Genomic DNA, 25,803 nt, shown 5'->3' with positions numbered 1-25,803 from the left:
TATTAATGGTCGTGATCGTCGTGCTCGTGTTCTTCTGCAATACCTAGCCAAACTGCACCTGCAGGCTCAAAATCCAGTTCAAGCAAGGTTTCCGTGGTCTCGGTTTCCAAATCAACAGCAAGGATAGCTTGCGCAACAGGGTCAACAACAAACAAGGCTTCTTCGTGTTGCGATGCCGCCATGCTAAATGACTGACCTTCTGCTAGGTTTGCGGCGCTGGCACTGGCCACATCAATTTTGTGCGCAAATTCCCAGTGCGTGTCACCGTCTTCTTCATGCGCTTCTAGCAGTGTTACAAAACCTTTGTCATCTAAAATAACAAAGAATTCACCGCCCATTGAGAAGCCGTATGACACTGCATGAGCGTCAGTCTCTGGCTGCCAGTCAATCACGCTCATTGTGCTAGTTACAGGCGACACATTGGCCAAGATGGCGCTGCCACCGCCGTGCTGTGAAGCAATACCAATAAACGCTTCAGCGTGTTCATGTCCATACATTGTGCCAATGCGCAAATCGCCAAGCCCAGCAATGTTGTCAATAAACGCGCTGGTAAATACCTCATCATCTTCGTTGAGAATTAATACGCCGTCGCTACAGCCAAATGCCACAGCGATTTCGTTTTGAGCGGCGCCATGTAAATCAGCACACTCGCCATCAAAGCGTTGCTCTTCTTCGTACTCGCCATCATGCCAGTGATATACCGCAACACTGTCTGGCAAGATTGGATTAGCAGAACGAGACTCTGCATCATCACGACGTACAGTACTAATTAGTATGTCTCCACGCGGTTCCGCGACACCGTGCATATTTACAGTAAATTCCAAAGTAGGAACTTCTGTAATTTCACTGGCAATTTGGGTATCGGTTACTACTTTTACCGCTGCCGGCATGCTGGTATCGGCATTTCCGTCGTAAAACACAGCAAGCTGACCGTCGTGTGTTACTACATGAGTCGGTTGACTACCTTCAAGTGTGAAACTAGACAGACTTGGGGCTTCTTCATAGTCGTGCAGATGCTCTACGTGATCTTCTCGCCATAACCCACCATCAAGAAACTCAGTTAGTCCGTTTGCTCGGCTGTTGATGACTGCAAAGCGATAGTCTGCGGAGGCGCTTACACTGCTTCCATCAAAGGTTGCAGAAAACGTATCAAGTACTGAATTATCATCTAGATCAAAGACAGTGAGCGTATTTGATGCAGCATCGGCAACAACCAATCTGCCTTCACTTTCAATTTCATAATCTGAGTCGTGATCGTCGTGGTCGTGATCATCCTCTGGCACCTCAATAGGATCCAGCTCTACAATATTGGTTTCTGCATCACCACAGCCTGCGAGCAAAAGTGCGCTGGCTATGGCGCTTAGTACTAGTCTATTTTTCATGTGTGTATCCCTATCAATAATTCTTTTTTATAAGCTGATCTTAGAAATAACCGCGTACGCCGAAAGCAAAGTTTCTACCCGGACGTGGTGCAATATCTTTCAGAAATGAGGTGTGAACGCGCGCTTCTTCGTCGGTTAGGTTTTCACCGCTCAGGTAAACCGATAAATCAATATCTCCCAAAGGAATGTCGTACGTGATTGAAGCATCAACAAGGGTGTAGCCGTCCGTTTCAGTCTCGAACGTCGAGTTATCGTCTTGTTTTGCAAAATATGTGATGTCTAAATCTGCGCGAATGTTATCTAACGTGTAGGCAACGTGTGAGCCCACTCGCATGGGCGAAGTGCGAGGCAGTGCGCCACCATCTTTAAGGCGGGCTTTAACGTAGTCGGCGAAGAAATCGAGTTTTAGGTTGTCAGTGGTTTGCCAGGCAACTTGTAACTCAAAACCATGAAGGATGGCGTCAGCTGAACCAAACAGGTAAACAGGTAGTTCATCGCTGTGTTCATCATGCCCTTCTTCACCGTGCCCCTCTTCGCCATGATCATGGTCATGACCACTTTCAGCGAATAAGCCGGTTTCTTCTTGGAAGTAGTAGTTATCTACTTGGTTATAAAAAGCATTAAATACAAAGCCAACGTCACCCTGTGTTTTTCTGAACGTTAGGTCGATGTTATTTGCTGTCTCAAGATCGATTGCCGTTTGAGAAAGCACAAACTCGCCTTCCTCTGACAAATCAAACAGGGCGCCAATTTCATAGGTACGGGTGCCAATATGCGGGCCAAAAGAAAGAAGCTCAGAGGCAGAAGGGGCGCGCTCTGAACGGGAAAGTGAAACGCCCACGTTATAGCTTTCATTAATGGTATAAACTACACCCGCTGATAGCGATATAGGTGTAAACTCTTGATCTACCGCGAACTGTCGTACGAACTCGCTGCCTTCATGTTCATGTTCGTCGTGAGCATGCTCATCATGATCATGTTCATCGTCGTGCTCGTGAGCGTCAAGCTCAGGCAACAGCACACTTGATGCGTCTAATGTTACGCTTTCCGCTCGCGCTCCTAGTTGAACCAGAAAATCACCAAAGTGACGCTCTTCCATGAGTGCTACAGCAAACATCTCCATTTCTGAAGGCGGTGTAAAGGCTTCTTCGCCTTGAGCAAATACATCGCTCCCTTTGTAATGAAGGCTGATACCACCGCGCCAGCCAGCCATGGGTTTATGCAATAACTCTACGCGAAGTTCTTCGGTTTCATTACTAAAAGTGGTACCTACTAAACCGCCCTCAACTTCAGCATGTTCATAATCGGTATAGCCCGCTCTAAAGTGAACACTTTGCAAAAAGTCATTGGTAAAGTTGTACTCACCTAAAAGCTGATACTTAGTTTGCTCAAGATCAGCGAATACCGAAGTATCTCCGCCATGGCTGTGCCCAGGCACGCCATACTCTCGCTCAAATCGCTCTACCGCTACGCCAACATAGCCTTGGTCGAATAAATAGCTGGTCCCTAACGTAAACCCATTCGATTCTTCGTTACTGTTTTCAACCACATGGGCGCCATCTGGGTCATCAATGTCAGGGGCAACAGGTGTTTCATAATCATTTGAATCGCGATAAAAACCGTCAGCGTAAAAGGCTATGTTGTCCACCCCAGTAGTCACGTTAAACGTTCCAAGTTTCTGGTCGTTAACGGTTTGCGTTTCTAATACAAATTCACCGCGCGTTTCAGTGGACGTGGGCACACGTTGGTCAACTACGTTCACCACACCGCCTATCGCACCGCTTCCGAAGAACAGGGTTGCTGGCCCACGCAGCACTTCAATTTGTTTAGCGGTTGAGGCTTCACTTGCTACTGCGTGGTCGGGGCCAACACGGGAAACGTCGCTCACATCCAAGCCATTTTGAGTAATCAGTACCCGTGGTCCGCTAAGGCCACGAATAATTGGCGTGCTCGCAACATTGCCATGGAAGTTAGACTGTACGCCGGGTAATTTTTCTAGCGTATCGCCCAGCGTGGCCGCTTGTTGCCGACGTAAGGTTTCGCCAGATAACACGCTCACTGGTGTGGCCGATTCCATCACCGATAAATGCATAGGCGTGGCGTGCACGTCAATCACTTCGATAGCACTGCGCGCCAAGACAAAGTTAGCGCCTTCTGCGTTGTCAGATTGAACTTGCGCATGCTCATGTAAGTGAGCGAAGCCAGAGGCGAATATGTGAAGCGTATAGTCGCCTTCCTTTACGTTAGAGAAAGTAAACTCGCCCAGCTCGTTAGTGCTGGTAACGCGCTTTAGCGCCTCAATTTCAACAGTGGCATTAGCGAGCGGCTTTCCGGCTGCATTAGTTACCGTGCCAGAAAGTGTTTGTGCCAGCGCTGACGGAGATGCTAATAGCAACGCAGGCGCTGAAAGCGATAAGCCTAACGCCAATCGAGACAGTTTCATTATTCTAACCTCTGAATTTGTGTAATGTGATAATGTATCATATTTATTTTTATGGTATGTTATATTGTAACGTTTACGCAAGAGGTAAAAATGAAAACTATTTCTATTACGTGGAAGAATTCACAAAAAGCGCTACGCGCCTCTTCAACTTTTCTTAAGGTAGGTACTTTTGTCGGATTGAATTTGGCTGGGATGGGTATCAACGCTGTTCATGCTGCGCCTCATACTCACGGCGAAGGCAAACTACAAATCCTACAAGCGGGAAGTGAGTGGCAGTTTGTGCTGCAGCTGCCTGCTGCTGATGTTCTGGGGTTTGAATACGCGCCATCCACGGCTAGCGAGAAAAAACGTTATAAAGAAACGCAAAAGGTTTTTCAGCGCTTTGACGATATTTTTACCCTGAGCAATACGTGTGAATTACTCGATACCACACTTGAAAGCCCATGGGAGGTAGCTAACGAGCATGACGAGCATGACGAGCATGACGAGCATGACGAGCATGACGAGCATGACGAGCATGACGAGCATGACGAGCATGACGAGCATGACGAGCATGACGAGCATGAAAGTGAACACGAAGACCATGCCCATCGCAACACGCACTCTGATTTTCGTGTCGCATATTTGCTTAGTTGCCAAGGCCCCGTAAAGCGTATTGAGATGACAGGGTTTCCCCATTGGCCAAGCCTGCAGCACGTTAATGCAATTTGGGTAACCAACAAAGGACAAGGCGCACTAGAGATAACTCCAAGTCAGCCAACCTTACTGATAAGCAGCTAGTTAGATTTTTTATTCTCTCAGGCGCAAGCTTCACTCATTGTGCGTGCGCCATAGCAATTTTCGGACATACTATGAATTCGATATCTCAAGGAAGCAGCGCAATGCCAAAAGTGCAGTTCATTTCAGACAGGCTCGCTATGCTCCTTTCATCCCTTTGCGTAATACATTGTTTATTAACGCCTATTTTATTGATTTCCATACCTGCATTGGCAGGTGTGTCAATTCTCAATGATGAAACCTTCCATCAAATATTGCTGTTCTTTGTGCTGCCCATCGGTGTTTTTGCGCTCTCACTAGGCTACCTACATCACAAAAATAAGTGGGTAGTATTTGCTGGCGTTTTTGGCCTAACACTTTTAAGTAGTCCGCTGCTGGTTGAATGGGTAGGCTTAGGACACGAAGTACTAGGTGAATATGGTGAAGTAACAATCACGGTAATCGCGTCGTTTATTATCGTTGGTGCGCACCTGATTAACTATCGGCTTAGGTCGAGCGTGCAGGAGCCTATTTGCGAAGAGCGCGAGACCACCCAATCACAACCCTATTAGTTTCATCATAATCTCAAAAGCGGGTAATTCTTATCGAGCGACGCTCGCAATATTAGTGGTGTAAGTCGTTTTTGAGGTCTCATTCAGAGGTTATTTTGTCTAGTTTTAATCATTCCGACACGGTACTTCCCGATGTCACTAAAGAGCATTCCACTGCGCAACTTCCTGTTATTGATAGTGTAGGTATGCAGGGAATCGCTATCCCTCTGCACGTGCTAGGTAAGCGCGGTGAGCGATTAGCCAGCCAAGCAAAAGTCGATGTAACAGTGAGTTTAGATCACCCCAATGCTAAAGGCATTCACATGTCTCGATTGTACAGCTTGCTGCAGCGATATTTGAGCAACCAAGACTTACATAAGTCGGCACTTGTGTCGTTAATGAACGCGCTTATCGAGTCTCAAGATGGGCTGAGCAACAGCGCCCAGCTTAATCTACACTTTGACCTCACCGTGTCGCGTCCGGCGCTCATAAGTAGGATGTCAGGATATCAATCGTACCCTGCTTCACTTTGCGTAAGACGATCACCTGAACGTTATGAGGCACAGCTTAAGTTAAGAGTACCGTACTCTAGTACTTGTCCTTGTTCGGCCTCCCTCTCTCGCAAGGCGTTATCAGAAGTATTTGTGCAGCAGTTCGAAGGAAAAGGTTTATCCGTAGAAGAAATGGGCGCTTGGCTCGCTTCTAAACAAGCCAGCATCGCCACGGCGCATGCACAGCGTTCTTTTGCCGATATAACCCTAGATTTAAGCGACAACGAGATCCCCGATTTTATTGGTATTATTGACCTGATAGAAAACGCGTTAGGCACACCGCTTCAAACCGCAGTTAAGCGTGAAGATGAACAGGCGTTTGCCAAGCGTAATGCTGAAAACCTAATGTTTGTAGAAGATTCGGTAAGGCGACTGCATGAAGCGTTAAGTACGTATTACCAAGCTACCTATTTTCGTGTAAAAGTAGAACATCAAGAAAGTCTGCATGCACACGACGCCATTGCTGAATTATCAGGCCCTGTTCATCGATAAATTCAGACATAATTTGGGTGTTGAAACCGGTAGGCAGAAGAAACAATAAAAGGAAATAACATTGTTATCTCTTAACAAGCTCTCTTACATCAGCAAAGCAGCGGGCATAGGCGCTGCAGTATCAGCTATTGCGGCGTGCTCGTCTGCGCCCTCAACCCCGCTTGCTGGTGTAAAATCACACACTCTGTCAAATGCTGTGATATACCAAACCAGCAGCAAAGAGTACCCTGTTCTTTCAAGTTTTGTGTATGGCCAAGCTATTTCAGCGCTGCCTACGCGTTTTGCTAATGGCGATGTTGTGGTGATGGATGTTGATGAAACCGTGCTAGACAATAGCACCTATCAAAAAGAACGGGAAAGTGCTGGCTTGGGATATTCTTCACAAAGCTGGGCCGAATGGGTAAAACGTGAAGAAGCCACACTGGTGCCTGGTGTAGCCGCTTTCATCGATGAAGTAGTTGCACGAAATGGCAAGGTGGCGCTTATTACGAATCGCAATAAAGCGCTTGATAGTCACACCTGGAATAACCTTTTGGCGCAAGGTTTGCCGCTTACCACGAGTAATACCTGTGTTGTTGGCCGCACTGCTGAAGACAAAGAAGCGGTAGGCCAAGAAGGTATGGTTAATGACAAAGACTTGCGCAGAATGCAGCTTACTCAGGGCAAGATCGCATGTTCGAATACATCTAAAGACGCGACGTCTACGTGGGCTGTGCCTCACACTATTATCATGCAAATTGGCGACAACATTGAAGATGTGGGCGGCGTAACCCAAGAATCTGCCAACGTTGAGTTGCTCATGCCACGAGTGGGCACAGAGATTTTTATTCTGCCAAACCCCATGTACGGTTCTTGGTAGAGCATTGACAAAGTAAAATCAACGAATGTCGCTTTCTATATGGAAAGCGCCGTTCGTTAAATTAGCGTTGTCATCGTTAATGCCATTTCCCAGCCCTGAATAGGGCTTTATTTCTACCACATCCAGTAAGTAAGCGGATGTGCCCTGAGGGTCTTCATACAACCCGGTAGAAAACTCACCCGAGAACGTATACGCCTGCTGGATGTCTATTCCTCTAATGCCGCCTTGCTCGTGGGTATTATTCAACGAAACAAACACAATTTGATTCGGTGGCGGGGGTGGGTAATGAATACACGCGCCGAAATAAGGCACAATGAAGAACGCCGTTATTTCTCGCTGTGCATTGGCCTCTACAGGCACAATAAACCCGCTGAGTTCGACGTACTTGCCGTTAAATGTATCAACCGTATTCACTGAGATAAGCGCTTGCTGGTATTCATCGTCAAACGTGCGTTGAATAGACTGAAATACCTGTTCATGAAGGGGTAAATTCTGCTGAGGATTTTGAGTCGTTCGGGTCTTGCCCAACAGCGCCTTTTCGGCGTCAGGTAACAGCGCGTCCCACGATAAGGGTTGGAACTGTTGAACGGTAGTTAACCTGGGGCTGTCTTGATAAATCGCCGTGTTATTCTCGAAAAAGCGCTCAATTACGCTATCAAGCTTACCCCTCAGGCCGAGCCCCACCAGCGCGCCCAATGCTATCAAAGCAATAAGAGAAGCCAGTAAAACGTACGTGGCGCGCTTCATACATTATCCTAGCTTTTAACTTGCTAAAATTTTGACTTTGCGGGTGTAAGTTACCGGCACATTCTTTTTAAGCGCATAGACTTTTAGAACAAGTTCGTGCGTGCCTTCTTCTTGTGCCTGAAAGCTAATGGCTTGTTCGCCCTTTGTAGACGGCAAAGAAAAGCGCTGCGGCGACAGTAGCGTTACGCCATCACTTGCCATTACATCTACGCTAACTTCTTTATAGTTCGAAGGAATGGAAAATCGCAGCGGAACGGCTGACGCTTCAAGCTTAGCCACTTCTCGCTTTCTGTCGATATTGAGCGAAATAAGTGGCTCCTTAGCTGCCGCTAAGTGCTGTTGCATCATGGGGTGCTGAAAGCCAAACTGCATGTTTCCCATACCTGCGTGTAGTTCACACGCAGTACTATGAAATGCTATAAGACTTGATAAAACGGTAGCTGCAACGACTGTTTTTTTCATATCAGTTACTCCTCGTAAAGCGCGAAGCTGTCTAGCACTAACGAATAAGCAGATGTACCTAGTGCGCTTTCGTGGTTGTCTATTTTTACCGTGCCTTCAAACCAATAAGGGTCGTACAAGTTCTCAACTGCAATGCCTTCTTTGTATTCAACATACAAAATTTGATTTGGCGGCGGTGGTGGCATGTGTAAGCAAGCCCCAAAATAAGGAACGACGAAAAAAGCCGTCGCTTTTTGCTCATCGTTTTGCTCTAAAGGCACTATAAATCCAGGGATGCGGATAGCCTTCCCGTCAAACGCCTCTATCACTCGCGTCGACACTAACGCTTGTTGGTATCGCTGTGCTTGTTCATCTTCTAGCTGCTTTGAAGCAAAGTCATCGACAGAGTCGGCGGCAGAGCCATCGGCAATATCGTTTAAAAACTCAGGCCTATTTAAAAGCGCGCTCAAATCGTCCTCGGGCATAAGAGCTACCCAGTCAATTTCCTCGTAATTGGCGGCTTGGGTTGGGTTTAACGTGCTAAATAAAACCAATAGTGCCGCAATTAAACCGAATTTAACGCTAGAAAGCGTGACAGAAAATTTCACAAAGATGACCTAACATACTATTTAACAATCACGTTATAACATATCACAACGTAGTAAATTGCGATAAGCGTTTATCTTTGCAAAATGTTACTTAGCGCCAATTACTCAATAGAAAATGCTTTGCTAGCGCATTTGTGAAGCATCAGTTAATTACGCTAGCTCCCGTTCACTTTTAAGCCCAAGCACGTGTTTAAAAAATAGCGTTGCTGGGCAAAAGCCAGTGAAGCTCTGTTGGAACAAGTTTGCGCCAATAAACACGGTAAACCACATAAAGTTTGCATGAACAAAATGGGTTAGTAATACAGACAACAACACCATGAGCCCTGCGAAGGCGGTTAATGCTTTTTCCTGAGACATAACGTAATCCTTAAATATTGGAAGAGATTAAAAATAAAATCGATAGGCAATAAACGCATTACTTGCGTCTTCAAACTGCCCCCAAAACGTATAGTTATCCTTACCTGAAAAGACATTCACCCCCGCTCTCACTTGCCACTTGTCGGTGGGCGAATAAGCCACTGTAGTCTTTAGGTATCCGTCGCTATCGCTGGGTGAATAAAACAGAAAAGTATTTAACGTCAGTGTTTGACGAAGTGCTAACCACGTTAAACGGGTCGTCACCCAATGGCGGTATTTTTCTTGAACTCGCTCAGAAGACGAGACTGTTCTATCTAGGCCATCCGCATTGTGTAAGTACTCGGTGTACCACTGGAAACCACCGGTAAGATTTGCGGCAATTTCTTGGCTATAGCCTAGTAAGAAACGACTTTGATCATTCGCTATTTGCCCGTTACTTCCATCTATGTCTTCAAGGCTGTTGTAGAAAACATATTCCGCATTTGCTATCCCCCGCCCCAGAGGCGCGACAACACTTGCGCCATAGGCATTCATTTTACTGTAGCGCGGTCTTCCAAGAGAATCTGTCGCGGTGGGCTGCCTTGTATAACCGGTGTAACCATAGCCTGCAATCTCCATCCCCTTAACAGATTTATACACCCTTAAGGCAAGCTCACTTCCTCGTGGGCGATTATCACGTTCAACAGAAAACGAAGGGGCAATGTTTTCATCCAATTGCGGGCTGTAAAAAGAAAATATTTCGCCTGTAATACCAATATCAGGCTCAAATTCAGGTGTGACGACTAAATCTACATTGGCAAAATCCGTGTAGCCCGACACCTTTAATGCATTACTCGGCGCTTTAAGGTATTCGTCTTCTCTTCCTGCAAAGAACGACTGATAATCTTTAGGGAAGAGATCATTTAAGAACAAGTAATCCCCTGCCCCCCAAGTCAGCACTTGCTTACCGACTTTAATGTCAAATGCATTTGCCCAGTCCCCCGTGCCGACTAAAGCGCTGGGTAGAATACTGCTTAAGCTACCTTGCCATGCCAGTTCGCGAAATTGTGATTCCCACGACGACGTTACGCCGTCATACCAAACGTCGGCTTTACTGGAAATGGAGGAACTGTCTAATGCATAGTCTGCGCGAAGTTGAACTCTGGCGTCGCGCAATGTGCTGTTATTTAACACAGATGGCGCGTTAGCAGCTTGAAAACTCTCGTTCATTTGTGAATTCTGACTGCCAAACGCGGTAGCCATGTCACGGGAAAAACGGTTTCCTACGGCGAGCTCGGCGAAACCAGAAATACGAAGCTTACTTTTGCTGTCAGTGCCCCATTCGTCATCCCACTCATCGCTCCAATCGTCACCTGATTCGACATTATCCTCCTCAGGCCACATGCTGTCCCACTCGTCGTTTACGTTAGCTTTCCGCTCTTTTACTCCGCTTTTCAATGGGTCTTTCTGATGTTGGCTTTCAACACCCACCGTCTGGGCGTTTAACGGCAGACTTACTAAAGCCGTGAGCGCAAAGGTGAGAATAATCGGCGCGAGTAAAGCGTGCGCCCTCCATTGCTTTTTAACCCGCTCAGAAAGACCATAGGCTTGGCTAGGCAGCGTTATCCATATGGATGGAGCTAGTAATTTAGGCAAGCGCACCGTGCTAAATTCCTTTTTCAAAATAGTGTTATTTAATATAGCGTTGCGGTGGCACACGTAGGCTACGCTCACTAAATATGCTATCTGGAAGACCTATGTCGTATTCAATCCCTCTGAATTCCATAAGGGTATAGCCACCTGATGCAAGGTCCGTCACTTTACTTCTCACCACAGTAGGATTGCCCTGTATAGTCTCAATAGTTACAGCTTCAACGCGGCGGTAGTTATTGTCACCCTTATAAAAGTTAATCAAGGTGGGCAGGTAAGTGCCTTTGTCTATCTCTACTACATAGTGACTGAACTCTACGAGCGCTGTGTCCTTAGGCGTCGCTTTTAAGCGATAATGAGTTTGGGTTTGTTCAAGCAGCTCAAAACTGTCCTGCGCTGTTGCGCGGCCGGAAACATCTTCATAGAAGAAATGAGAACCAACAAACGATGTACGTTTATCGCCTGCGGCGATTCGCTTTACTAAGTCTAAAGCCGGTAAATATAACCAACGGTCGTCATCAGAATTAAGCGCCGCATGCTTCTCAACGCGAAATACCGTGCCTTCAACCTCAGTAGGACGGCTAAAGAAAACCAGCATACGTTGATCGCCGGTGTCGGCGCCTGCCTCATTCGGCACATCTTTGCGCAGAATAGTAAACTGACGCATTTGCTTTCGACCTTGCTCATCTACAATGAGCATTCTCGCCATTGAACGTCCGTCATTGCCCGCGTAGTACGCCGCCTGCTCAGCCTTATTAACGATTTCAGCAACATCGATACTACTGCTGCTTTCGTCGCTTTGGGTTGCCAAGGCTTGAGCGAATCCATTACCCGATATAAGTAATAGCGCAACAAGGCCCCTGAACATGCTTCGAAGGTTTCGTATTTTTGGTCGACGCCACATGAACACTGATAATATGGGAATACGCATTTTAGGCCTCCTTGAAAACCCAACGTTTAAGCAACGTCATAGCAGCTGGCAACACCAGCAGCGTAACGAGTGCCGAAATAAACATGATACTTGCCAGGAAAATACCCACGGTGATGTAAGGTACGAGTGGTGCTAAAAGCAGCGGCGTAAAGCCAAGCGCGATGACCAGCGCATTACGAGTAATAGCGCTAGCAGGCTCTTCAAACATGGCATCAAACGTTTTACTCACGTTACCCGTTTGCTTGTAAATCTCTTTGGCTCTAGCCAGAAAGTGAATGGCAAAGTCTACCGACAAACCCAATGTCAGGGCTGAAAGCACGGCAATAGGCATATCGTAATCTTTACCTACAATGCCAATAGCACCGTAAATAAAGGTGATAGTTATAGTAAGGGGCAGCATGGCTAATACACCGAATATCAGTGAACGCAGCAGCAATACCATCATCACAAAAACAATAATGAAGGCGCTAAGTAAGCTGTCTAACATGCCTGCAACCATGTTGTCCTGCCACACCACATTTAGGTATGCCTTACCTGCCCATTGATATGTCAGGCCATCAGGCAGTGGGTGTTGAGCGAAGTAGTATTCGACTAACTCAATTACCTTTGTCATATCTTGGTTGTCACCACTGGATAGTTGTAGCCACACCAAGGTTTTACGATAGTCTGGTGTCACGAAATGCCACAAGTCTTGAGGCCTATGAGAGGACTGATATTGCAAGAGCGTCTGTGCTATCGCCGGCTGAGTATTAGGTAACACGTAGTCGCTGTCATTGCCCGAATGCAGCTCTCGGTTAACCACTTTAATCACATCACTGAGGGACTGAGTTTTACCCACCAGCGTTTGAGTGCTTAGGTAATTTTGCAGGTCTGAAAGCAGCGCTACATTATCGGGCTGTTGAAACGTTTTGCTTGTGCCTTTAATTTCATCAATGCTTGAAAGCAATCGATTTAAAGCGTCATATTCGTCGCTATCAAGATCACCGAATAATGCATCATCGACGGCAAATGCGAGAGTCTCAAAATTATTGCCGGCATTTTCATTGTTTAGTGTATCGAGGGTTGTTTCACGCCATTCATCTAATGAAGGGGGCAACACTGCACTTAGCAGTATTTCACGTGCACTTTTCAGCTTGCGGGTATCTTCAATAACAATGTACGCGTTATACGTACCCGCAAACTCCTTATTAAGCGCCTTATCGGCTACGCGAATTTCATGATTTTCTTTAAACCAGCGCACAGGGTTGTCGTTAATTTGTATTTGGAAAATACCCCACACTGACACCGCTGAAATCACCATGAATGCTACGAGTAATGCCCTTTTATAATTTAGCGCCAGGGTGCGAATGCCGTACACAAATCGCTGTAAATATGTTGTTTTCATTGATGAGGTATTGGCATCGGCGTGCAGTGCAGACTGCAATTTTGCGAGCGCCTCTGGCGACATTCTTGATATATAAGCAGGTATAAAGGTAAGCGTAATAGCGAAAGCCAACAGAATACCTGAGCCAATGAAAGCACCGAAAATCTGTACGGGTGGAATGGGAGTTAGCATAAGTGAATAGAACCCTGCCGCAGAGGTCAGCGACGTAAACAGCATCGGCTGAAATAGGTGTTCAACCACTGTGGTAATCACTTGATCGGCCTTTTGACCTGGTTTATAGCGGTCTGAAAACTCAGACAATATGTGCACCGAGTCAACAACAGCGATAGGCATCAAAAATATGGCAATCATGGATGACATGATGTGCACAGTGAAACCTAAGCCGATTAGCGCCCCCATTGTGATAATTACCGTTGCCATTGCCACCACCATCGGGGCGGTAATCAGCGTAAAATTGCGGAAAAAGACAAAGAGGAGGATAAAAATCATTAGTCCCGCAGCTGGCGCTGAAATTGCCATTTGAATAAACATTTCAACGCCGAACTGATCTTCAGCAACAGGGAGTCCTGTTATGTGCCACTGCAATGTTTCGTTTATTGTATTCGCGCCAATATAGGCACGAATGTCTTCCGCAATACGAAAGCTCTCATTTTTATCTTTAATGGGCACATAGATAGCCGCAGCATTGTGTGATGAAGAAGCCAGGCTCCCCTGTAACATTGGAAGGCGTGCAATAGCATCAGCAATGTAATCTGCTTCCTCTTGCGATGATGGGGCTGGTGACATCATCCAAGAGAACTTGAGCTCACCGTCGTCACCTTGAGTAATATTGTCCACTGTTGAAAACGACATGACATCTCTAGCAATAACACCCTCAGTGTTTAATATTTGCTGGGTAACACCGTCTATTGCTTGCAGGTTGTTTGGTGTATAGATGCCTTTATTGGTACTTAAAGCAGCATTTTGAGTGGCTGTTTCATTGGCCGGTGATGCTATAACCCCCACCACTATCGCGTCGTGCATAGCAAAAGTATGCTTCACATCGTTATGAAAAACGCGAGCAGGGTGATTGGCTTCAAGCATATTCTCTGGGTCGGTATCTATCGTAATTAGCCGCATTTGATAAGCGCAAAAGACAACAGCCAACAGTAAAGCGGCATAAACCCACTTACCTTTCTGGGTAGATAGGAACAGTAATTTTTCAATAACTGCCGTGAACATAGCTATGAACTCCTACTAGGAAATACATTGATTCCCTCTAATCGTGATACGACTGGGTTAACTCCATCCACTGTGTTTCCTTGGCGTGTTGAGTGGCGCTCCACTTTCACAAACCATGACCTTTGCTCTGAAGAACATTTCACAACGCCTACCTGCGTTAGCAAAAACAATGGGTACATTTATGGGACACAGCATTAAATTAGATATTTCTAATATATAAATAATCTAATGTATTTTTAGAAAAGATCAAGAGCAATGCGACGAGTAACACAGAGAAAAGAAAAGTGTTTGTAAAACGCTACACACCACCGAGAAAAAACTACATACCTACTCAACCCTAGTTTTTCAAATACGAGCCACTCGCTGTCCAAAAATAAAAATAACCCATAAAAATCAGCGATTTAAAATTATTCTAAACTGAATTTAAGGTTTGGCACAGATCACGCATACATTAGACTAACGGATAAATACAGAACGCAGTTTGTAGCTAGGACAGCTTTAGCGACGGAGAGGCCAAATTGCGTAGATGACAAATACTGAAGGTGACGACATGGGAAGTGCATGGAGTGTGTCACCAAGGAAAAACGGATGTGTCAGAATTGTAGCTAATGGATGCCTGTAGAAGATTCGTTAAATTGCTGGTCGATGATGAGGTTAGGTAAAAGACAACCTAATTAAACTCGCAGGATGCAAGGCACTTGTTTCATAAGGATTGCAAACAAGCTCTGAGTACCTACATCGCAAGCACCGACAGTGATGTCTCGTGCAGCAAGGGATTGTTGACCCAATTTGGATTCGTTGAATGTACGTGTGTGTTGCTTCAGCGAGACCATAGTGAGGACACTGGTAATGTCGTCGATGTTATTAGTGAGTTGTCATCCGACGACTACCCTCTCCCCTCAAAGGCCCATCCCGGCCTTTACATACCTCTGATTTTGGCCCGCCTTTGGCGGGCATTTTTTTATCTTCATTTGTGATAAAATTGCGTTGTTTCTTTATCGCCTACCAAAAGGGCTACCTGCGTGCTTTCGCCGTCTGCATCTACTATCGTTTTTAGAGTTCTTTTTTGTGCGTTGCTCGCTACGTCTGTTGGCCAAAGCGTTATGCTTACCACACTCCCTTCTATGGGGCGACAGGCGAACCTTTCTGAATTCCACATTGCCACTATTATGTCTAGCTCTGCACTTATTTTTGCGTTCGGCACGAATGTGTGGAGCAAGGTCGCTAAGCGTGCGGGCTTCAAACGTATTTTAATGGTTGGTCTGTCGGGTTATAGCTTGGGCACGTTTGCCTTCGCTAGTGCATGGATGGCAGGATTTTCTGGCATTATAAGCGGCACCAATTTGTTTTTGGCATTGTTGATAAGCCGAAGTCTGCAATCAACCATTATGTCTGCAACTCCGCCTTCTGCGGTAGGTTACGCCGTCGCCATCAGTACGCCCCAAAGTAGAGTAAGTGCAATCAGCAAAGTCACCTCTGCAAGCAACGTAGGGCAAATTGTGGGGCCCGCCTACGCTGGGCTTTTAGTCGGTTTTGGCTTATTGGCACCGTTGTACAGCATCGTGTTGCTAACCTTGCTGGCGCTTACATTGGTATATTTTAAGCTACCTGTTCTGCCGCCTTTGTCTCAGCAAAAAAACGCTCAGCAGACTAGCGACAATGACCAAGCGCCTAGCAAAGTACCTTATGTATTCGTCGCCGCATGTATTTGTGTATTTTGCGCAATGGCGATGATGCAGCAATCACTGGGTTTCTTTTTTATCGATTTTTACGACTATTCACCCGTAGACGCTGCTCGGCAAGTGGGTTTCGCGATGATGGTCAGTGCTGCCGCGTCTCTCACAGCCCAATTTGGGTGGGTACAAAAAGGCCGAATAAGCAAAGAAGCGATGATCACTATCGCGCTTCCGCTATTGGGCTTAGCCTACTTGCTGCTCTTTCTTCAACATTCGTTATTTATGCTTTATGCGGCCATGACATTAATGGGTTTAGGTATGGGAATGGCCTACCCATCTTTGGCAGCTGCAGCAACGACCTACTGCGCCCCCTCTCAACAAGCCACAATCACTGGGTTAATCACAGCAACGACTGCCATGGGCTACGTAATAGGTCCGCCACTGGCAGCTTTCATTTACCAACTGGACATCGCGCTTCCGTTCGCTATAGCGTCAGCGCTCATCGCAGCAACCACGTGCGTCGTCTACATAACATTGCGAAGAATAAGACACGTTGGCTAGGGCCTGTTAACCGTTGCTATACATTTGGCCCAATTTGTCATCAAAGCTAAACAGGCCTTAGCGAATTAATGCCAGCCTGACAGGTGACAGGTGACAGGTGACAGGTGACAGGTGACAGGAATACGCCTATTTCAAAGGTATTTATTTTTTTACCTTTTATTTTTAAAAAAGCGGAACCTTTTTATAATTAGGCTATCTTAACTTATACATGAAGTCGTTGAGTGTGCGTCTTTGTGGTGTGTAAATGTGTTTTCCAAGTTATGTTGTGGTTTTTTTAAGGGGCTTTTTAGCCCCTTTTCTTTTGCTCTAGTCTTTCCTTTTCCAGTGCGTATTTCTCGCTTATTGTTATAGTACTAATCCAACGTACACCTATCTATTTTATTTGTATTAGTTTATCTCAAGACCGGTCAGTTAATCTAAAAAATAGAACTAAACAATCCTGATCATTTCACCTTTAGAAATGGAAATGAGAATTATTTCTAAATAGAATAGCTACTCAAGATCACAGGAGTAAGCTAATGCCTAAACCGCAACCTCGCAGAGCTATTGTCACCCAATCAGTCCGAATTACCCCAAATATGCAGCGTGTACACCTCAGTGGGGAAGACCTTCTTACCTTTCCCTCGGTTACTGCAGGTGCGTACATTAAACTTATGTTCGACCTAGAAGGAAACCCGCTGAAACGCCCCACAGATACGAGCCAAGTGGCAATGCGCACCTATACGGTTGCGCACTTTGACGCAGAGAAGCCTGAAATGATTCTGGATATGGTTATCCATGCCGATGGTGGTAAAACTGGCCCTGCGTCGGCATGGGCGACAAGTGCAAAGCCTGGCGACATCATCACGCTCGCAGGGCCCGGTTCTAGTAAGGGACTCAGCGAGCAATATGATTGGATACTGTTGGCTGGCGACATGACAGCGCTTCCTAGTATTAGAAATCACCTCGCCGAGCTTCCTGTGCAAACCAAAGGCTACGCCGTGATTAAAATTGAAGACGAAAAGGATGCGGTTACACTTAAAAAGCCCGAAGGAGTAACGGTGATATGGGAACATGAGCAATCTTTACCTTCCCGCCTTGACCAGTTAACTTGGCTCGACGGAAACCCCACAGTTTGGGTGGCGTGTGAATTTTCTGATATGCGGGCGATTCGGGCATGGCTCAAGGACGAAAAATCCGTGGCGCACGAGAATATTTACATTAGCAGCTACTGGAAGAAAGGCCGCAGCGAAGATCAACATAAAATAGAAAAAAGGCAGGACAGTGAAGCGTATGCTAAAACCTTGGCCTAGTTGATGACTATGCTTCCTGTAGGCTTTGCAAGAACTTGTAAATTCTGCATAAAAAACAACAGTACGGCAGAATTTTCATAAACAACAAATTCAATACTTTCATGCACCTACACAATGGAACAGCATTTGCTGCTAAGAAAATAACTGGCCAATTAATTCCGCCAGTTTTTTCAACCAATTGTTTGGATAAGGAGAGCAAGTTATGAACAGTGATCGTATTGAAGGTAATTGGAAAGAAATGAAAGGTAAGGTGCAGCAAAAGTGGGGCAAACTTACCGATGACGACCTAGATGTAATTGACGGTCGACGTGAAGAACTAGTAGGTAAGATTCAACAAGCTTATGGCAAAAGCCGTGACGAAGCTGAAAAAGAGGTCGATGGTTATTTTAATTAATCGCCTTCTTCATTATATGAATTAAGACACTGGCAGTATAACAATCTGGTATCACTATGTTGTTAATCTTTACTGCTACTAAAAGGGCCGCTGCATAATGCAGCGGCCCTTTTTATTTGTGTCGTAGTCAAGGGAGGTTATGCCCTTTGATTTTTTATCACTCTTCCGTCTTAGGCTGTAAGTTATCGCGAACTTCTCTTGCGTCAAAGCTCGTTGCCGACGTTGGACGCGTACCTTTGCCTATCTCAATACTCAAGATACTTTCGATCTCACTTTGCTGAGAGCCCCCTACAAACACACCGGTTTCGAATTGGGTAGTAGGGTGGTAGGACGTTCTGCAAGTGAGCACACCGCACTCGGTAACCCGTGCATATCGCTTGCTAAAGCCTGCGGTAGGTGTGGTTTGCACAGTCTCTTTATCTACTAAGGTCTCTCGGTCAGTCACTACAAACCAGTCGTAACCTTCTAATAACGTAAGTTCGGCAGCACGGAGCATGGCGTAATCCATCGCCTTGCCTTTATCAGACCCCTTCGCTTTGAAATGCACGCGGTATTGGGTATCACTCAACTTACTTTCCGTGTAGCCAAAGCCGCCTTTTTTGGCCTGTCTATAATCGGGTTGACTGGCGCAGCCCGCCATAATTAATATCGCAAGTACTAACATAATTTTAGTTTTCATCATTTACTCCTTCGGCCTTATCAGCTAGCCAAGTTGCTTCAATTGCGTTTTTCTCTTGCTCTCGGTTTAATGGCGCAGACGCCATCATTTTGTCTAACTCTTCTTCCATTACTTTAGCGCTAGTGGCGGTTTGATATTGACCTGCATTCTCACCTAGCTCGTCCAATTTGCTAGCGGCAAGCTGCCACGCACCTTGCTTATCTTTACAAGCAATCATTACATTTAGTTCATCTTTCGATGCGATTTCAGCCTGTCTACAGTAGTTAAACTCCGTATTTACGAAAGACAACTGCGGCGTAACCGTCACGCCTGAATCAAAGGTTGTTGCTTCGCCAGTTAGGTTACTGTCGAGTACCGATGATACTCTCGCCCAATGAGAAGGCTGCGTTGTTTCAGCGCCCTGTTGATTAAAGAACACTAAGCCCGCTAATACCGCCACACTCGCAGCTATTGCAAAAGGCCCCTTCCACTTCGTTTGTTTATGTGGCGCACTATTAGTTGAATTCGCTTTCTTTGGAAACGGCTTAACGTTTTCCGCAGAGCTTTGATTTACGGAGCTTTGATTTGCAGCGCTTACGCTGGCTAAGCTTGCATCAGATGCCTGTACGCCGCTCGCCTGGCTTAACGGTTTTTCATCACTCAAAAGGGCCACGATTTCTTTGGGCAGCGCCACTGCTGTCGCTTTTTCAGCAGCCACCTTCACAACTCTATCCACTTCTGCAAGTGCGGCGAGTCGGTCAGAGACGGTAACATCGTGTGCTATCGCTTCACGAACCAGATCCATCTCAGCGGTATCTAACTCTCCATCTAAAAATGCTGAGAGTTTTTCGTCAGTTAAGATCACGATAGCACCTCGTTTTGACCATTTAGTAAGTTTGATATTTTTGCTCTCGCTCTGGCAAGACGGCTCATAATGGTGCCCGTCGGTACCTGCAACACTTCAGAAGCATCCGCGTAACTCATCCCTTGTACAGCAACCAAAGAAAGGGTTTCTCTTTGCTCACAGGGTAACTCATCCATAGCGCTTGAGACTTGTTTAAGCGTAATTGTCTGCGTTATAGCGTCATCTATGTCATTGCAGCTATTCGCCGATTGCGCTTCATAGGAAAGGGCATCAGTCGCATTGGTTCTAACTTTCTTCGCTCTGTATTCGTCTATCCAACAGTTGCGGCACACTCTAAATGCCCAAGCCATTAATGTAACTTGCTCAGGAAGCGGTTTACTCAATAGCCGTTCAAGCGTGTTCTGAAGTAAATCATCAGCATCATGCATGTTACCCGTCAACGAATATGCAAACTTTCGCAATGACGGGACGAGTTCAGTCAACTCATCTTTCATTTTCATGTACCTTTGTGAGGTTTCCCGTTATCTCTACCCTGATAACGAGCCACTTTTGTTTTTATTCCACGTTCTAAGAACTATTTTTTTACTGCACTGTATTGCAGCGGTCTGTGAGCCATCTAGACAAAGCGAATGTTTAACAGTCTAAAGGGTCGCATTGGAATTTTTCTTCTGTCTAATCGTCACTACACTGTAAGGTAGTGGTAAATGCCTGTTCGCCTTTAGCGCACATTTAGAACAACGTTTTTGCACAATGGACCACAGGCTTCTAATAGAGGCTATGGCACAATTTATGCCATTCCTTCTTTAGGCACCGATCTGCCCCAACGTTAACGTAAAGGTAGTAAAATGAAGTACACACTCATTGTGGCGATTTTGAGTTTGATTGCGGCACCAACATCACAAGCCCAACTAGCAGGAACATTGAATCAAGTGGTGTCTCCCGTGCGTCCGATAATTGATCGAACCTCCTCCGACCTAAAGGCCATTCGCGAGGAAGCAAGACGAAAAGCGCAATCATCTATCGAAGGCGCCAGAGACTTATCAACAGTGGCGTCGGGCGTACTAGGTGACATTCCTGCCCCCCAATTTATCGCTCCTGCAGCAACCACTATTTTATCGACTTCAGGCCAGGTAGTTGTTAATGAAGTAACGGTTGAAAATGGCTTTCTGGCTGTCGAAAAGGAGTGGCTATTCCTAGGGGAAGAAGCCGACAAAGTACATTTTCAAGGTGCCAATATTGAAATACAAAAAGCTCAGTTTTTGCCCGCGCTCTCTCAGTGGCTTTTTAAAGTTAAAGTCACAGGAGATAAGGATGATGTGTCGTCTATTCGCAACAGTTTGCCCCATAATTTGCAGTCTCAAATTGGTCGAAATCATATTTATTTGTCACAGACCAAGCCCACTTCGAACGGGTCTTTTCAAGAGATAAGCAGTGAAAAGCTGGAAACCTGTCCAACCCCACTGCGCATTGGAATGGTTGATACTCATGTAGCGTCCAATCACCCACTGCTCTCACACGTTAATCTAACGCAAGCGTCTTTTATTGTTGGTCATAATCAAGATCGAAATCAGAAGCAAGATGGCAATGCGGGCAGCGAAACTGACGTTGCCTTTTCGTCAGACCACGGTACCGCAGTAGCCAGCCTATTGGCGGCGTCGTTGCCAAAGTCTAGCCAGGTGTTTAACGCCAGTGTGTTTTATTCGCGTAATAGTGTTAGCCAAGGCGCTACGCTGATGTCGTTAATTGAAGGTTTAAACTATCTTGCATCACAGCAGGTAGACGCCATAAACATGAGTCTTGCAGGTCCCGACAACCCTATTTTAGCGCGGGTTATAAATCAATTGGATAAGAGCGGTATTCAAATCATTGCTGCGGTGGGCAACGAGGGGCCAGCCTCTTTACCCTTGTACCCCGCGGCTTATACAGAAACATTGGGCATTACGGCCGTTGATAAATCTAATGTAATTTACCGGTGGGCAAACCAAGGGGATTACGTTGATTTTGCTGCGTTTGGCGTGTCGGTAGATGCCGCACATCCTAATGGAAAAACGATCAGGCAAACGGGAACCTCTATGGCTTCACCGCGCGCCACCGCTTTGTATGCATGCTTTTTGCGCGAAAAACAAGAAAGGAACGCTGCCTTGTTGAAACTTCAGCAGCTAGCTTTAGATGCAGGGGCTCCCGGACGAGACAGCGTATTCGGTTTTGGTGTGCTGCCTTAAATTAAGCGTGCTGTTCATTATAGAATTTATATTAACGCCCACTAAAAATGAACGTTAATGCCTAACTCAGCAATGGTTTCTTGATAATTTGCGCCATCGACACTAGAAGCAAAGTCCCCATATTGCGTAGACAGTTTAATATCAACATTGTTGTGAATGGCGTAATCGGCACTCATCTCAACAACGTGTCTGTCGTCTTCCCTGCCTATACCTCCATCTTGTTCTGAGGCGTAATCTCTTACATCTAATTGATAGGCAACCGTAAGCTTTAAGGGTTTACTAAACACCGCTAGAGGATAGGTGTACGCTAGATCCATCCCAATACCGGTGTAATCGAACACATTATTTTGGGCATCTTCATTTTGATACTTAAGTGCGATTTGGAAGAAGTCTTCCCCTTCGAAGAAGTAAAATAGGTCACTGCGCACAGCAGCTGCTTCACTATCTCGAATTGGCGCACCTTCAGGCGTGTTCTCGAATTGTTTATCGATAAGGTCGCTACTAACACGCAAGTAAGTGCGCTGCCCCAACAATTTTCCGACAGATAATCCAGACTGTTGATAGGTGAGGAAGTCACGCCCGTCTAGCTCAGCGCTAGCGTGATAGTAGTGCGCTCCTAGTTTGGCGAAGTCAAACGCATAGCTGGTGCTAGCGGACAGTGTGGTAAGGCCAAGATCGAACTCGCTTAGCGTTTGATAGTTGGTATTCGCCTGACTTACCGACAGTACATTTTCCCATTTCGCTGTGGGCTTCACCAGCACCTTTAGCTGAGCTTCTGACTGTACCGCGCCGTCGGCCACATCTGAATTCGTATCGAGCTCGCTAACGCTCACATTGCTATCAGAGCGGTACCCTAGATAGCTAGACCCTGAGAATGAAATCGTTTGGTGTTTTGCGTTTGTATGATTCGCATCTTCATCATTGTGCGAGTGACTGTCAGAGCCCGCATAAGCAGCGCTACTACCGAGTAAAACAGCTGCCACGGACAGCGATAGGCAATTGCGGCCGCCACGAATAAGGTTGTTTGTTGTTGATGAGTGTTGAAGTATTTGCGTATTCATTGTTGTTACCTACCACAGAGAAAGTGAAACTTAGCGATTGCTGTTTTTAAGGAGAGACGTGAGATTTGACTTGAGGTGCTCGCTTTAAGGAATGCACGATAGCGAGGCAGTGTATTCGCACCTGCAGCCTAGACCTTAAATAGCGGCTTGCCTTTCTATTTAGACAAGCCGCACTCAGATTTTAAGGTGGCTATTTAACGTGCTAGCTCAAAGTTGCTCTACGCCCACCTAGTGGTTTTAGGCCTTTATATTAAAGGCCAAGCGCACCTGAAATACTTGAAGCTACGTTGTCGTTTACAGTGCTTGTTACGGCGCTTTCAACCGAACTCGCCACGGTATTATTTACCGTGCTTGCTACGGTGCTATCCACCGTATTTGCTACCGTACCTTCTACCGTATTTCCTACCGTATTTGCGACTGTTGCTGACACAGTTTGATCGACTGTATTTGAAACTGCGCCTTCTACAGAGCTATCCACCGTACTTGCTACCGTGCCTTCTACCGTGCTTTCTACCGTATTTCCTACCGTGTCAGTAATTGTTCCTTCGACAGCGGTGCCAACCGTTCCGGTTACAGAGCTGGTCACTGAGCTTGCTACGGTGCTGGCTGCTGTATTGGCTACGCCGCCGTTTACCGCACTTTCGATGGTGCCTGCAGCCGTGCTGTCAGCCGTGTTCGATAAGGTACTGCCTGCTGCTGTTTCTGCAGTATTGTTTAGTGCACCACTTACACTGCCAGCTAGCGAACCTCCTGCGGTATTTTCCGCGCCATTGTTTGTTAGTGAACCGATTTGGTTCAATGCCAAGCTTGGCGCTGTCTGCGCTGTACTTTCTGCTTCACTTTCTGCTCCATCGACTTGTTCTGCATTTCCAGACGCTGATGACAGTACAGATAATGACCCAGACACACTACTTGTCAGTGCGCCTGGCACTGGCGAAGTTATCGAGTTCGCCATATCTGATGTTGCAGAAACTTGACTCACTCCCTGATCGGCAGATAGATCGTTGCTTGTTTGGTTTGCGGATAATTGTTCACCGGTATCGGCTGAGGTCTCGGTGGACATTTGGCTCTGCGTAGATGCTTCGCCTTCGGCAGAAGTCTGCGTATTAACCTGATTTGCAGACTGTGTAGTTGCACCGCTTGTTAGTGAAAGTGATGCAGAAGTCGACGCATTAGCTGATGTGTTAGCAGAGAACGTGGTTTCTTGAGCCAACACAGACGTTGACGCGATACCTAAAGCCAGTGCAATTGCAGTATTTAACTTTTTCATCCGTTTATCTCCGTTTTTCATAAAGGACACTGAGATAACGATTGAAGAAAAGTTTTTATTCCGCACTGAGTTTGATTTTTTTAAAAGAATTAAAAAAGCCCTGTAAAAACAGGGCTTTTCGAACTATTTTTCTGAAGCAGTCATGCTCTTTTCCCACCAGGGAAGTGAAAAATCTATATTATCTGGGTCGTAAGTTTTGGCATATTTCATTTTAACTGAACTCCAAAACGCAGCTTTGAAAGCAGGGTCGTAAATAACAAACTCACCCTTTTCGCGATACTGTTCAAACAGTTTTTGATAAGCTCCTACTGGTGTTAACGGGTTATCCTGTTGAAAAACCACATCTCCGCCGTACGCTTCGTAAAGGGCTTTCGATACTTTCCAGCTTTTTGCCATGCCTTCCGCCATTGCCAAACGATAACGCTCTAGCTCTTCATCTTGATAGGCGCCATCGCTGTCCAAATCAACGGTCCATAATTTTATTACAGAATACGCAGATTGAATTTCGCTTTCATTTGGCTCTATCGCATTTTTATCGGCAAAATCTGAAAGAACAGACTCGGTAATTTTATTACCAAGTGCACGCTGAGCTAAAATAGCTCGTACTTCTTTCTCAGACTTGTCAGTTAAAATAGACTGAAAACGGTCAACATCAGCCTGTGAAGGCTGTAGTTCAGTATTAGAAATAGATTTGTTGAACAAACGAGCAATAATCTCGTTTGCGGCTTGCGGTGTATTAATCCCAAGCGAAACCACTATGGCTGCAAATAGCACCATAGGAATAACGTTCGAACGCGTCACTTTGTATGCTTCCCTAAGTTCCAATAATTAGCATAAGCACAAGACACATTCATTTATTATTGTAAGAATTTTCCGTTGTCTTGCGAAATGACATCTATAAGGCTTTATACTTTAGATTAGTTTTGTTTAAAATTCCACTTTCTTACGCATAGATTTTTTAGCACCTTGTTGTTTTTTTACATCTACACGACGTGCTTTTGCCGCACGGCTCACCTTTGTTTTTATGCGCGGTTTTTGTTCAATTGTCGCAGCCTTTATCCACGCAACAAGTCGCGCTAGCGCATCTTCTCTGTTTTGTTCTTGCGTTCGATAATTTTGCGCTTTAAGCACAAAAACACCCTCGTTGGTTACGCGACTATCTTTAAGCTGAAGTAGCTTTTCTTTCAGCTTTTCAGGCAGCGATGATCCATTTATGTCGAAGCGTAAATGTATGGCGCTACTTACTTTGTTCACATTCTGCCCACCGCTACCTTGTGCTCGAATAGCTTGCAATTCAGCTTCGCTTTCATCTATCGCGATAGAAGGGGTTATTATTAATTCCATCTCAAATCCTAATACGTCATGGCGTAACCACGTTAACGTTGCAGCACTAGCGGCCCTACATCTATAGGTCACTATCACTACTGCTTACTTGACCATTTTTGCGTTAAC

General features: G+C 45.8%; 24 protein-coding genes. 8 read left to right on the top strand and 16 right to left on the bottom strand.

The genetic code is table 11. The features are described from left to right. Window positions 1-2: 2 nt before the first annotated feature. Both MHN00_RS09340 and MHN00_RS09335 read right to left on the bottom strand, forming a co-directional pair. Entirely contained in the window at window positions 3-1,382 is a 1,380-nt protein-coding gene (locus MHN00_RS09340; protein WP_239300990.1) for a 5-methyltetrahydrofolate--homocysteine methyltransferase, read from the bottom strand. Window positions 1,383-1,422: 40 nt separating this feature from the next. Continuing rightward, the gene (locus MHN00_RS09335; protein ID WP_239300989.1) at window positions 1,423-3,825 is read right to left on the bottom strand and encodes a TonB-dependent receptor; all 2,403 of its coding nucleotides are present in this window, start codon (window positions 3,823-3,825) and stop codon (window positions 1,423-1,425) included. A 90-nt stretch (window positions 3,826-3,915) separates the two neighbouring features. Here MHN00_RS09335 and MHN00_RS09330 point away from each other — a divergent pair, with 90 nt between their 5' ends. The 4 genes from MHN00_RS09330 (at window position 3,916) to MHN00_RS09315 (ending at window position 7,034) form a co-directional block, all read left to right on the top strand. After that, entirely contained in the window at window positions 3,916-4,605 is a 690-nt protein-coding gene (locus tag MHN00_RS09330; protein WP_239300988.1) for a DUF2796 domain-containing protein, read from the top strand. Window positions 4,606-4,676: 71 nt separating this feature from the next. Continuing rightward, a complete protein-coding gene (locus MHN00_RS09325; RefSeq protein WP_230633809.1) occupies window positions 4,677-5,153 on the top strand; it encodes a MerC domain-containing protein in 477 nt (158 codons plus the stop codon). A 95-nt stretch (window positions 5,154-5,248) separates the two neighbouring features. After that, window positions 5,249-6,175 (top strand): GTP cyclohydrolase FolE2, encoded by a 927-nt coding sequence (gene folE2, locus MHN00_RS09320; RefSeq protein ID WP_075177252.1) that lies wholly within the window; start codon window positions 5,249-5,251, stop codon window positions 6,173-6,175. A gap of 61 nt (window positions 6,176-6,236) precedes the next feature. Then, window positions 6,237-7,034, top strand: a complete 798-nt coding sequence (locus MHN00_RS09315) for an HAD family acid phosphatase (RefSeq protein ID WP_239300987.1) — start codon at window positions 6,237-6,239, stop codon at window positions 7,032-7,034. An 18-nt stretch (window positions 7,035-7,052) separates the two neighbouring features. Here the strand turns inward: MHN00_RS09315 and MHN00_RS09310 are convergent, their stop codons facing one another. The 7 genes from MHN00_RS09310 to MHN00_RS09280 all read right to left on the bottom strand — a co-directional run bounded on the left by MHN00_RS09310 (window position 7,053) and on the right by MHN00_RS09280 (window position 14,352). After that, a complete protein-coding gene (locus tag MHN00_RS09310) occupies window positions 7,053-7,781 on the bottom strand; it encodes a DUF3299 domain-containing protein (RefSeq protein WP_101566283.1) in 729 nt (242 codons plus the stop codon). A 15-nt stretch (window positions 7,782-7,796) separates the two neighbouring features. Further along, entirely contained in the window at window positions 7,797-8,243 is a 447-nt protein-coding gene (locus MHN00_RS09305; protein WP_239300986.1) for a hypothetical protein, read from the bottom strand. Window positions 8,244-8,248: 5 nt separating this feature from the next. Next, window positions 8,249-8,830, bottom strand: coding sequence for a DUF3299 domain-containing protein (locus MHN00_RS09300; RefSeq protein ID WP_014951170.1), 582 nt, complete (start codon window positions 8,828-8,830; stop codon window positions 8,249-8,251). 150 nt (window positions 8,831-8,980) lie between these two features. Next, entirely contained in the window at window positions 8,981-9,187 is a 207-nt protein-coding gene (locus tag MHN00_RS09295) for a DUF2892 domain-containing protein (protein ID WP_110288880.1), read from the bottom strand. A 27-nt stretch (window positions 9,188-9,214) separates the two neighbouring features. Beyond that, window positions 9,215-10,828, bottom strand: coding sequence for a hypothetical protein (locus tag MHN00_RS09290; protein ID WP_239300984.1), 1,614 nt, complete (start codon window positions 10,826-10,828; stop codon window positions 9,215-9,217). A gap of 28 nt (window positions 10,829-10,856) precedes the next feature. Continuing rightward, window positions 10,857-11,747, bottom strand: a complete 891-nt coding sequence (locus MHN00_RS09285) for an outer membrane lipoprotein-sorting protein (RefSeq protein WP_239300983.1) — start codon at window positions 11,745-11,747, stop codon at window positions 10,857-10,859. 1 nt (window position 11,748) lies between these two features. Further along, window positions 11,749-14,352 (bottom strand): MMPL family transporter, encoded by a 2,604-nt coding sequence (locus MHN00_RS09280; RefSeq protein ID WP_239300982.1) that lies wholly within the window; start codon window positions 14,350-14,352, stop codon window positions 11,749-11,751. Window positions 14,353-15,374: 1,022 nt separating this feature from the next. Here MHN00_RS09280 and MHN00_RS09275 point away from each other — a divergent pair. From MHN00_RS09275 to MHN00_RS09265, 3 genes are all read left to right on the top strand, one after another. Then, window positions 15,375-16,589 carry an MFS transporter gene (locus tag MHN00_RS09275; RefSeq protein WP_080752383.1) on the top strand — a complete coding sequence of 405 codons (1,215 nt, stop codon included), beginning with the start codon at window positions 15,375-15,377 and terminating at the stop codon, window positions 16,587-16,589. A gap of 518 nt (window positions 16,590-17,107) precedes the next feature. Then, window positions 17,108-17,881: a siderophore-interacting protein gene (locus tag MHN00_RS09270; protein ID WP_239300980.1), complete on the top strand. Its 774-nt coding sequence runs from the start codon at window positions 17,108-17,110 to the stop codon at window positions 17,879-17,881. 202 nt (window positions 17,882-18,083) lie between these two features. Beyond that, complete coding sequence (locus tag MHN00_RS09265; protein ID WP_014951177.1) at window positions 18,084-18,275, top strand: CsbD family protein; 192 nt, start codon at window positions 18,084-18,086, stop codon at window positions 18,273-18,275. Between the two features lie 157 nt (window positions 18,276-18,432). Here the strand turns inward: MHN00_RS09265 and MHN00_RS09260 are convergent, their stop codons facing one another. From MHN00_RS09260 to MHN00_RS09250, 3 genes are read right to left on the bottom strand one after another with little or no spacing between them, the layout of a single operon-like run. Beyond that, entirely contained in the window at window positions 18,433-18,954 is a 522-nt protein-coding gene (locus MHN00_RS09260; RefSeq protein WP_239300979.1) for a hypothetical protein, read from the bottom strand. After that, window positions 18,944-19,798, bottom strand: a complete 855-nt coding sequence (locus tag MHN00_RS09255; protein ID WP_239300978.1) for a DVU3141 family protein — start codon at window positions 19,796-19,798, stop codon at window positions 18,944-18,946. Before MHN00_RS09255 ends, MHN00_RS09260 begins: the two co-directional genes overlap by 11 nt. Continuing rightward, a complete protein-coding gene (locus MHN00_RS09250) occupies window positions 19,795-20,292 on the bottom strand; it encodes an RNA polymerase sigma factor (protein WP_039229337.1) in 498 nt (165 codons plus the stop codon). Before MHN00_RS09250 ends, MHN00_RS09255 begins: the two co-directional genes overlap by 4 nt. Before the next feature lie 351 nt (window positions 20,293-20,643). On the opposite strand from MHN00_RS09250, the gene MHN00_RS09245 reads away from it, so the two are divergent. Further along, window positions 20,644-22,020, top strand: coding sequence for a S8 family serine peptidase (locus MHN00_RS09245; RefSeq protein WP_239300977.1), 1,377 nt, complete (start codon window positions 20,644-20,646; stop codon window positions 22,018-22,020). Window positions 22,021-22,061: 41 nt separating this feature from the next. Here the strand turns inward: MHN00_RS09245 and MHN00_RS09240 are convergent, their stop codons facing one another. The 4 genes from MHN00_RS09240 to arfB all read right to left on the bottom strand — a co-directional run bounded on the left by MHN00_RS09240 (window position 22,062) and on the right by arfB (window position 25,695). Then, complete coding sequence (locus MHN00_RS09240; RefSeq protein ID WP_239300976.1) at window positions 22,062-23,081, bottom strand: outer membrane beta-barrel protein; 1,020 nt, start codon at window positions 23,079-23,081, stop codon at window positions 22,062-22,064. Between the two features lie 250 nt (window positions 23,082-23,331). Continuing rightward, window positions 23,332-24,351 (bottom strand): hypothetical protein, encoded by a 1,020-nt coding sequence (locus tag MHN00_RS09235; protein ID WP_239300975.1) that lies wholly within the window; start codon window positions 24,349-24,351, stop codon window positions 23,332-23,334. 123 nt (window positions 24,352-24,474) lie between these two features. Beyond that, window positions 24,475-25,152: a hypothetical protein gene (locus MHN00_RS09230; RefSeq protein WP_039229119.1), complete on the bottom strand. Its 678-nt coding sequence runs from the start codon at window positions 25,150-25,152 to the stop codon at window positions 24,475-24,477. Window positions 25,153-25,278: 126 nt separating this feature from the next. Next, window positions 25,279-25,695, bottom strand: coding sequence for an alternative ribosome rescue aminoacyl-tRNA hydrolase ArfB (arfB, locus tag MHN00_RS09225; protein WP_239300974.1), 417 nt, complete (start codon window positions 25,693-25,695; stop codon window positions 25,279-25,281). Between the last annotated feature and the right edge of the window lie 108 nt (window positions 25,696-25,803).

Source organism: Alteromonas sp. Cnat2-8 (assembly GCF_022348355.1).
Lineage (GTDB): Bacteria > Pseudomonadota > Gammaproteobacteria > Enterobacterales > Alteromonadaceae > Alteromonas > Alteromonas macleodii.
Note: the sequence above shows the minus strand (reverse complement) of the source record. Positions and strands in the feature narration are given on the sequence as shown.

Coding starts and splice junctions, on each gene's coding strand:
- MHN00_RS09340 (WP_239300990.1), bottom strand. CDS start 1,382: ATGAAAAATAGACTAGTACTAAGCGCCATAGCCAGCGCACTTTTGCTC.
- MHN00_RS09335 (WP_239300989.1), bottom strand. CDS start 3,825: ATGAAACTGTCTCGATTGGCGTTAGGCTTATCGCTTTCAGCGCCTGCG.
- MHN00_RS09330 (WP_239300988.1), top strand. CDS start 3,916: ATGAAAACTATTTCTATTACGTGGAAGAATTCACAAAAAGCGCTACGC.
- MHN00_RS09325 (WP_230633809.1), top strand. CDS start 4,677: ATGAATTCGATATCTCAAGGAAGCAGCGCAATGCCAAAAGTGCAGTTC.
- MHN00_RS09310 (WP_101566283.1), bottom strand. CDS start 7,781: ATGAAGCGCGCCACGTACGTTTTACTGGCTTCTCTTATTGCTTTGATA.
- MHN00_RS09305 (WP_239300986.1), bottom strand. CDS start 8,243: ATGAAAAAAACAGTCGTTGCAGCTACCGTTTTATCAAGTCTTATAGCA.
- MHN00_RS09295 (WP_110288880.1), bottom strand. CDS start 9,187: ATGTCTCAGGAAAAAGCATTAACCGCCTTCGCAGGGCTCATGGTGTTG.
- MHN00_RS09285 (WP_239300983.1), bottom strand. CDS start 11,747: ATGCGTATTCCCATATTATCAGTGTTCATGTGGCGTCGACCAAAAATA.
- MHN00_RS09280 (WP_239300982.1), bottom strand. CDS start 14,352: ATGTTCACGGCAGTTATTGAAAAATTACTGTTCCTATCTACCCAGAAA.
- MHN00_RS09270 (WP_239300980.1), top strand. CDS start 17,108: ATGCCTAAACCGCAACCTCGCAGAGCTATTGTCACCCAATCAGTCCGA.
- MHN00_RS09265 (WP_014951177.1), top strand. CDS start 18,084: ATGAACAGTGATCGTATTGAAGGTAATTGGAAAGAAATGAAAGGTAAG.
- MHN00_RS09260 (WP_239300979.1), bottom strand. CDS start 18,954: ATGAAAACTAAAATTATGTTAGTACTTGCGATATTAATTATGGCGGGC.
- MHN00_RS09250 (WP_039229337.1), bottom strand. CDS start 20,292: ATGAAAGATGAGTTGACTGAACTCGTCCCGTCATTGCGAAAGTTTGCA.
- MHN00_RS09245 (WP_239300977.1), top strand. CDS start 20,644: ATGAAGTACACACTCATTGTGGCGATTTTGAGTTTGATTGCGGCACCA.
- MHN00_RS09240 (WP_239300976.1), bottom strand. CDS start 23,081: ATGAATACGCAAATACTTCAACACTCATCAACAACAAACAACCTTATT.
- MHN00_RS09235 (WP_239300975.1), bottom strand. CDS start 24,351: ATGAAAAAGTTAAATACTGCAATTGCACTGGCTTTAGGTATCGCGTCA.
- arfB (WP_239300974.1), bottom strand. CDS start 25,695: ATGGAATTAATAATAACCCCTTCTATCGCGATAGATGAAAGCGAAGCT.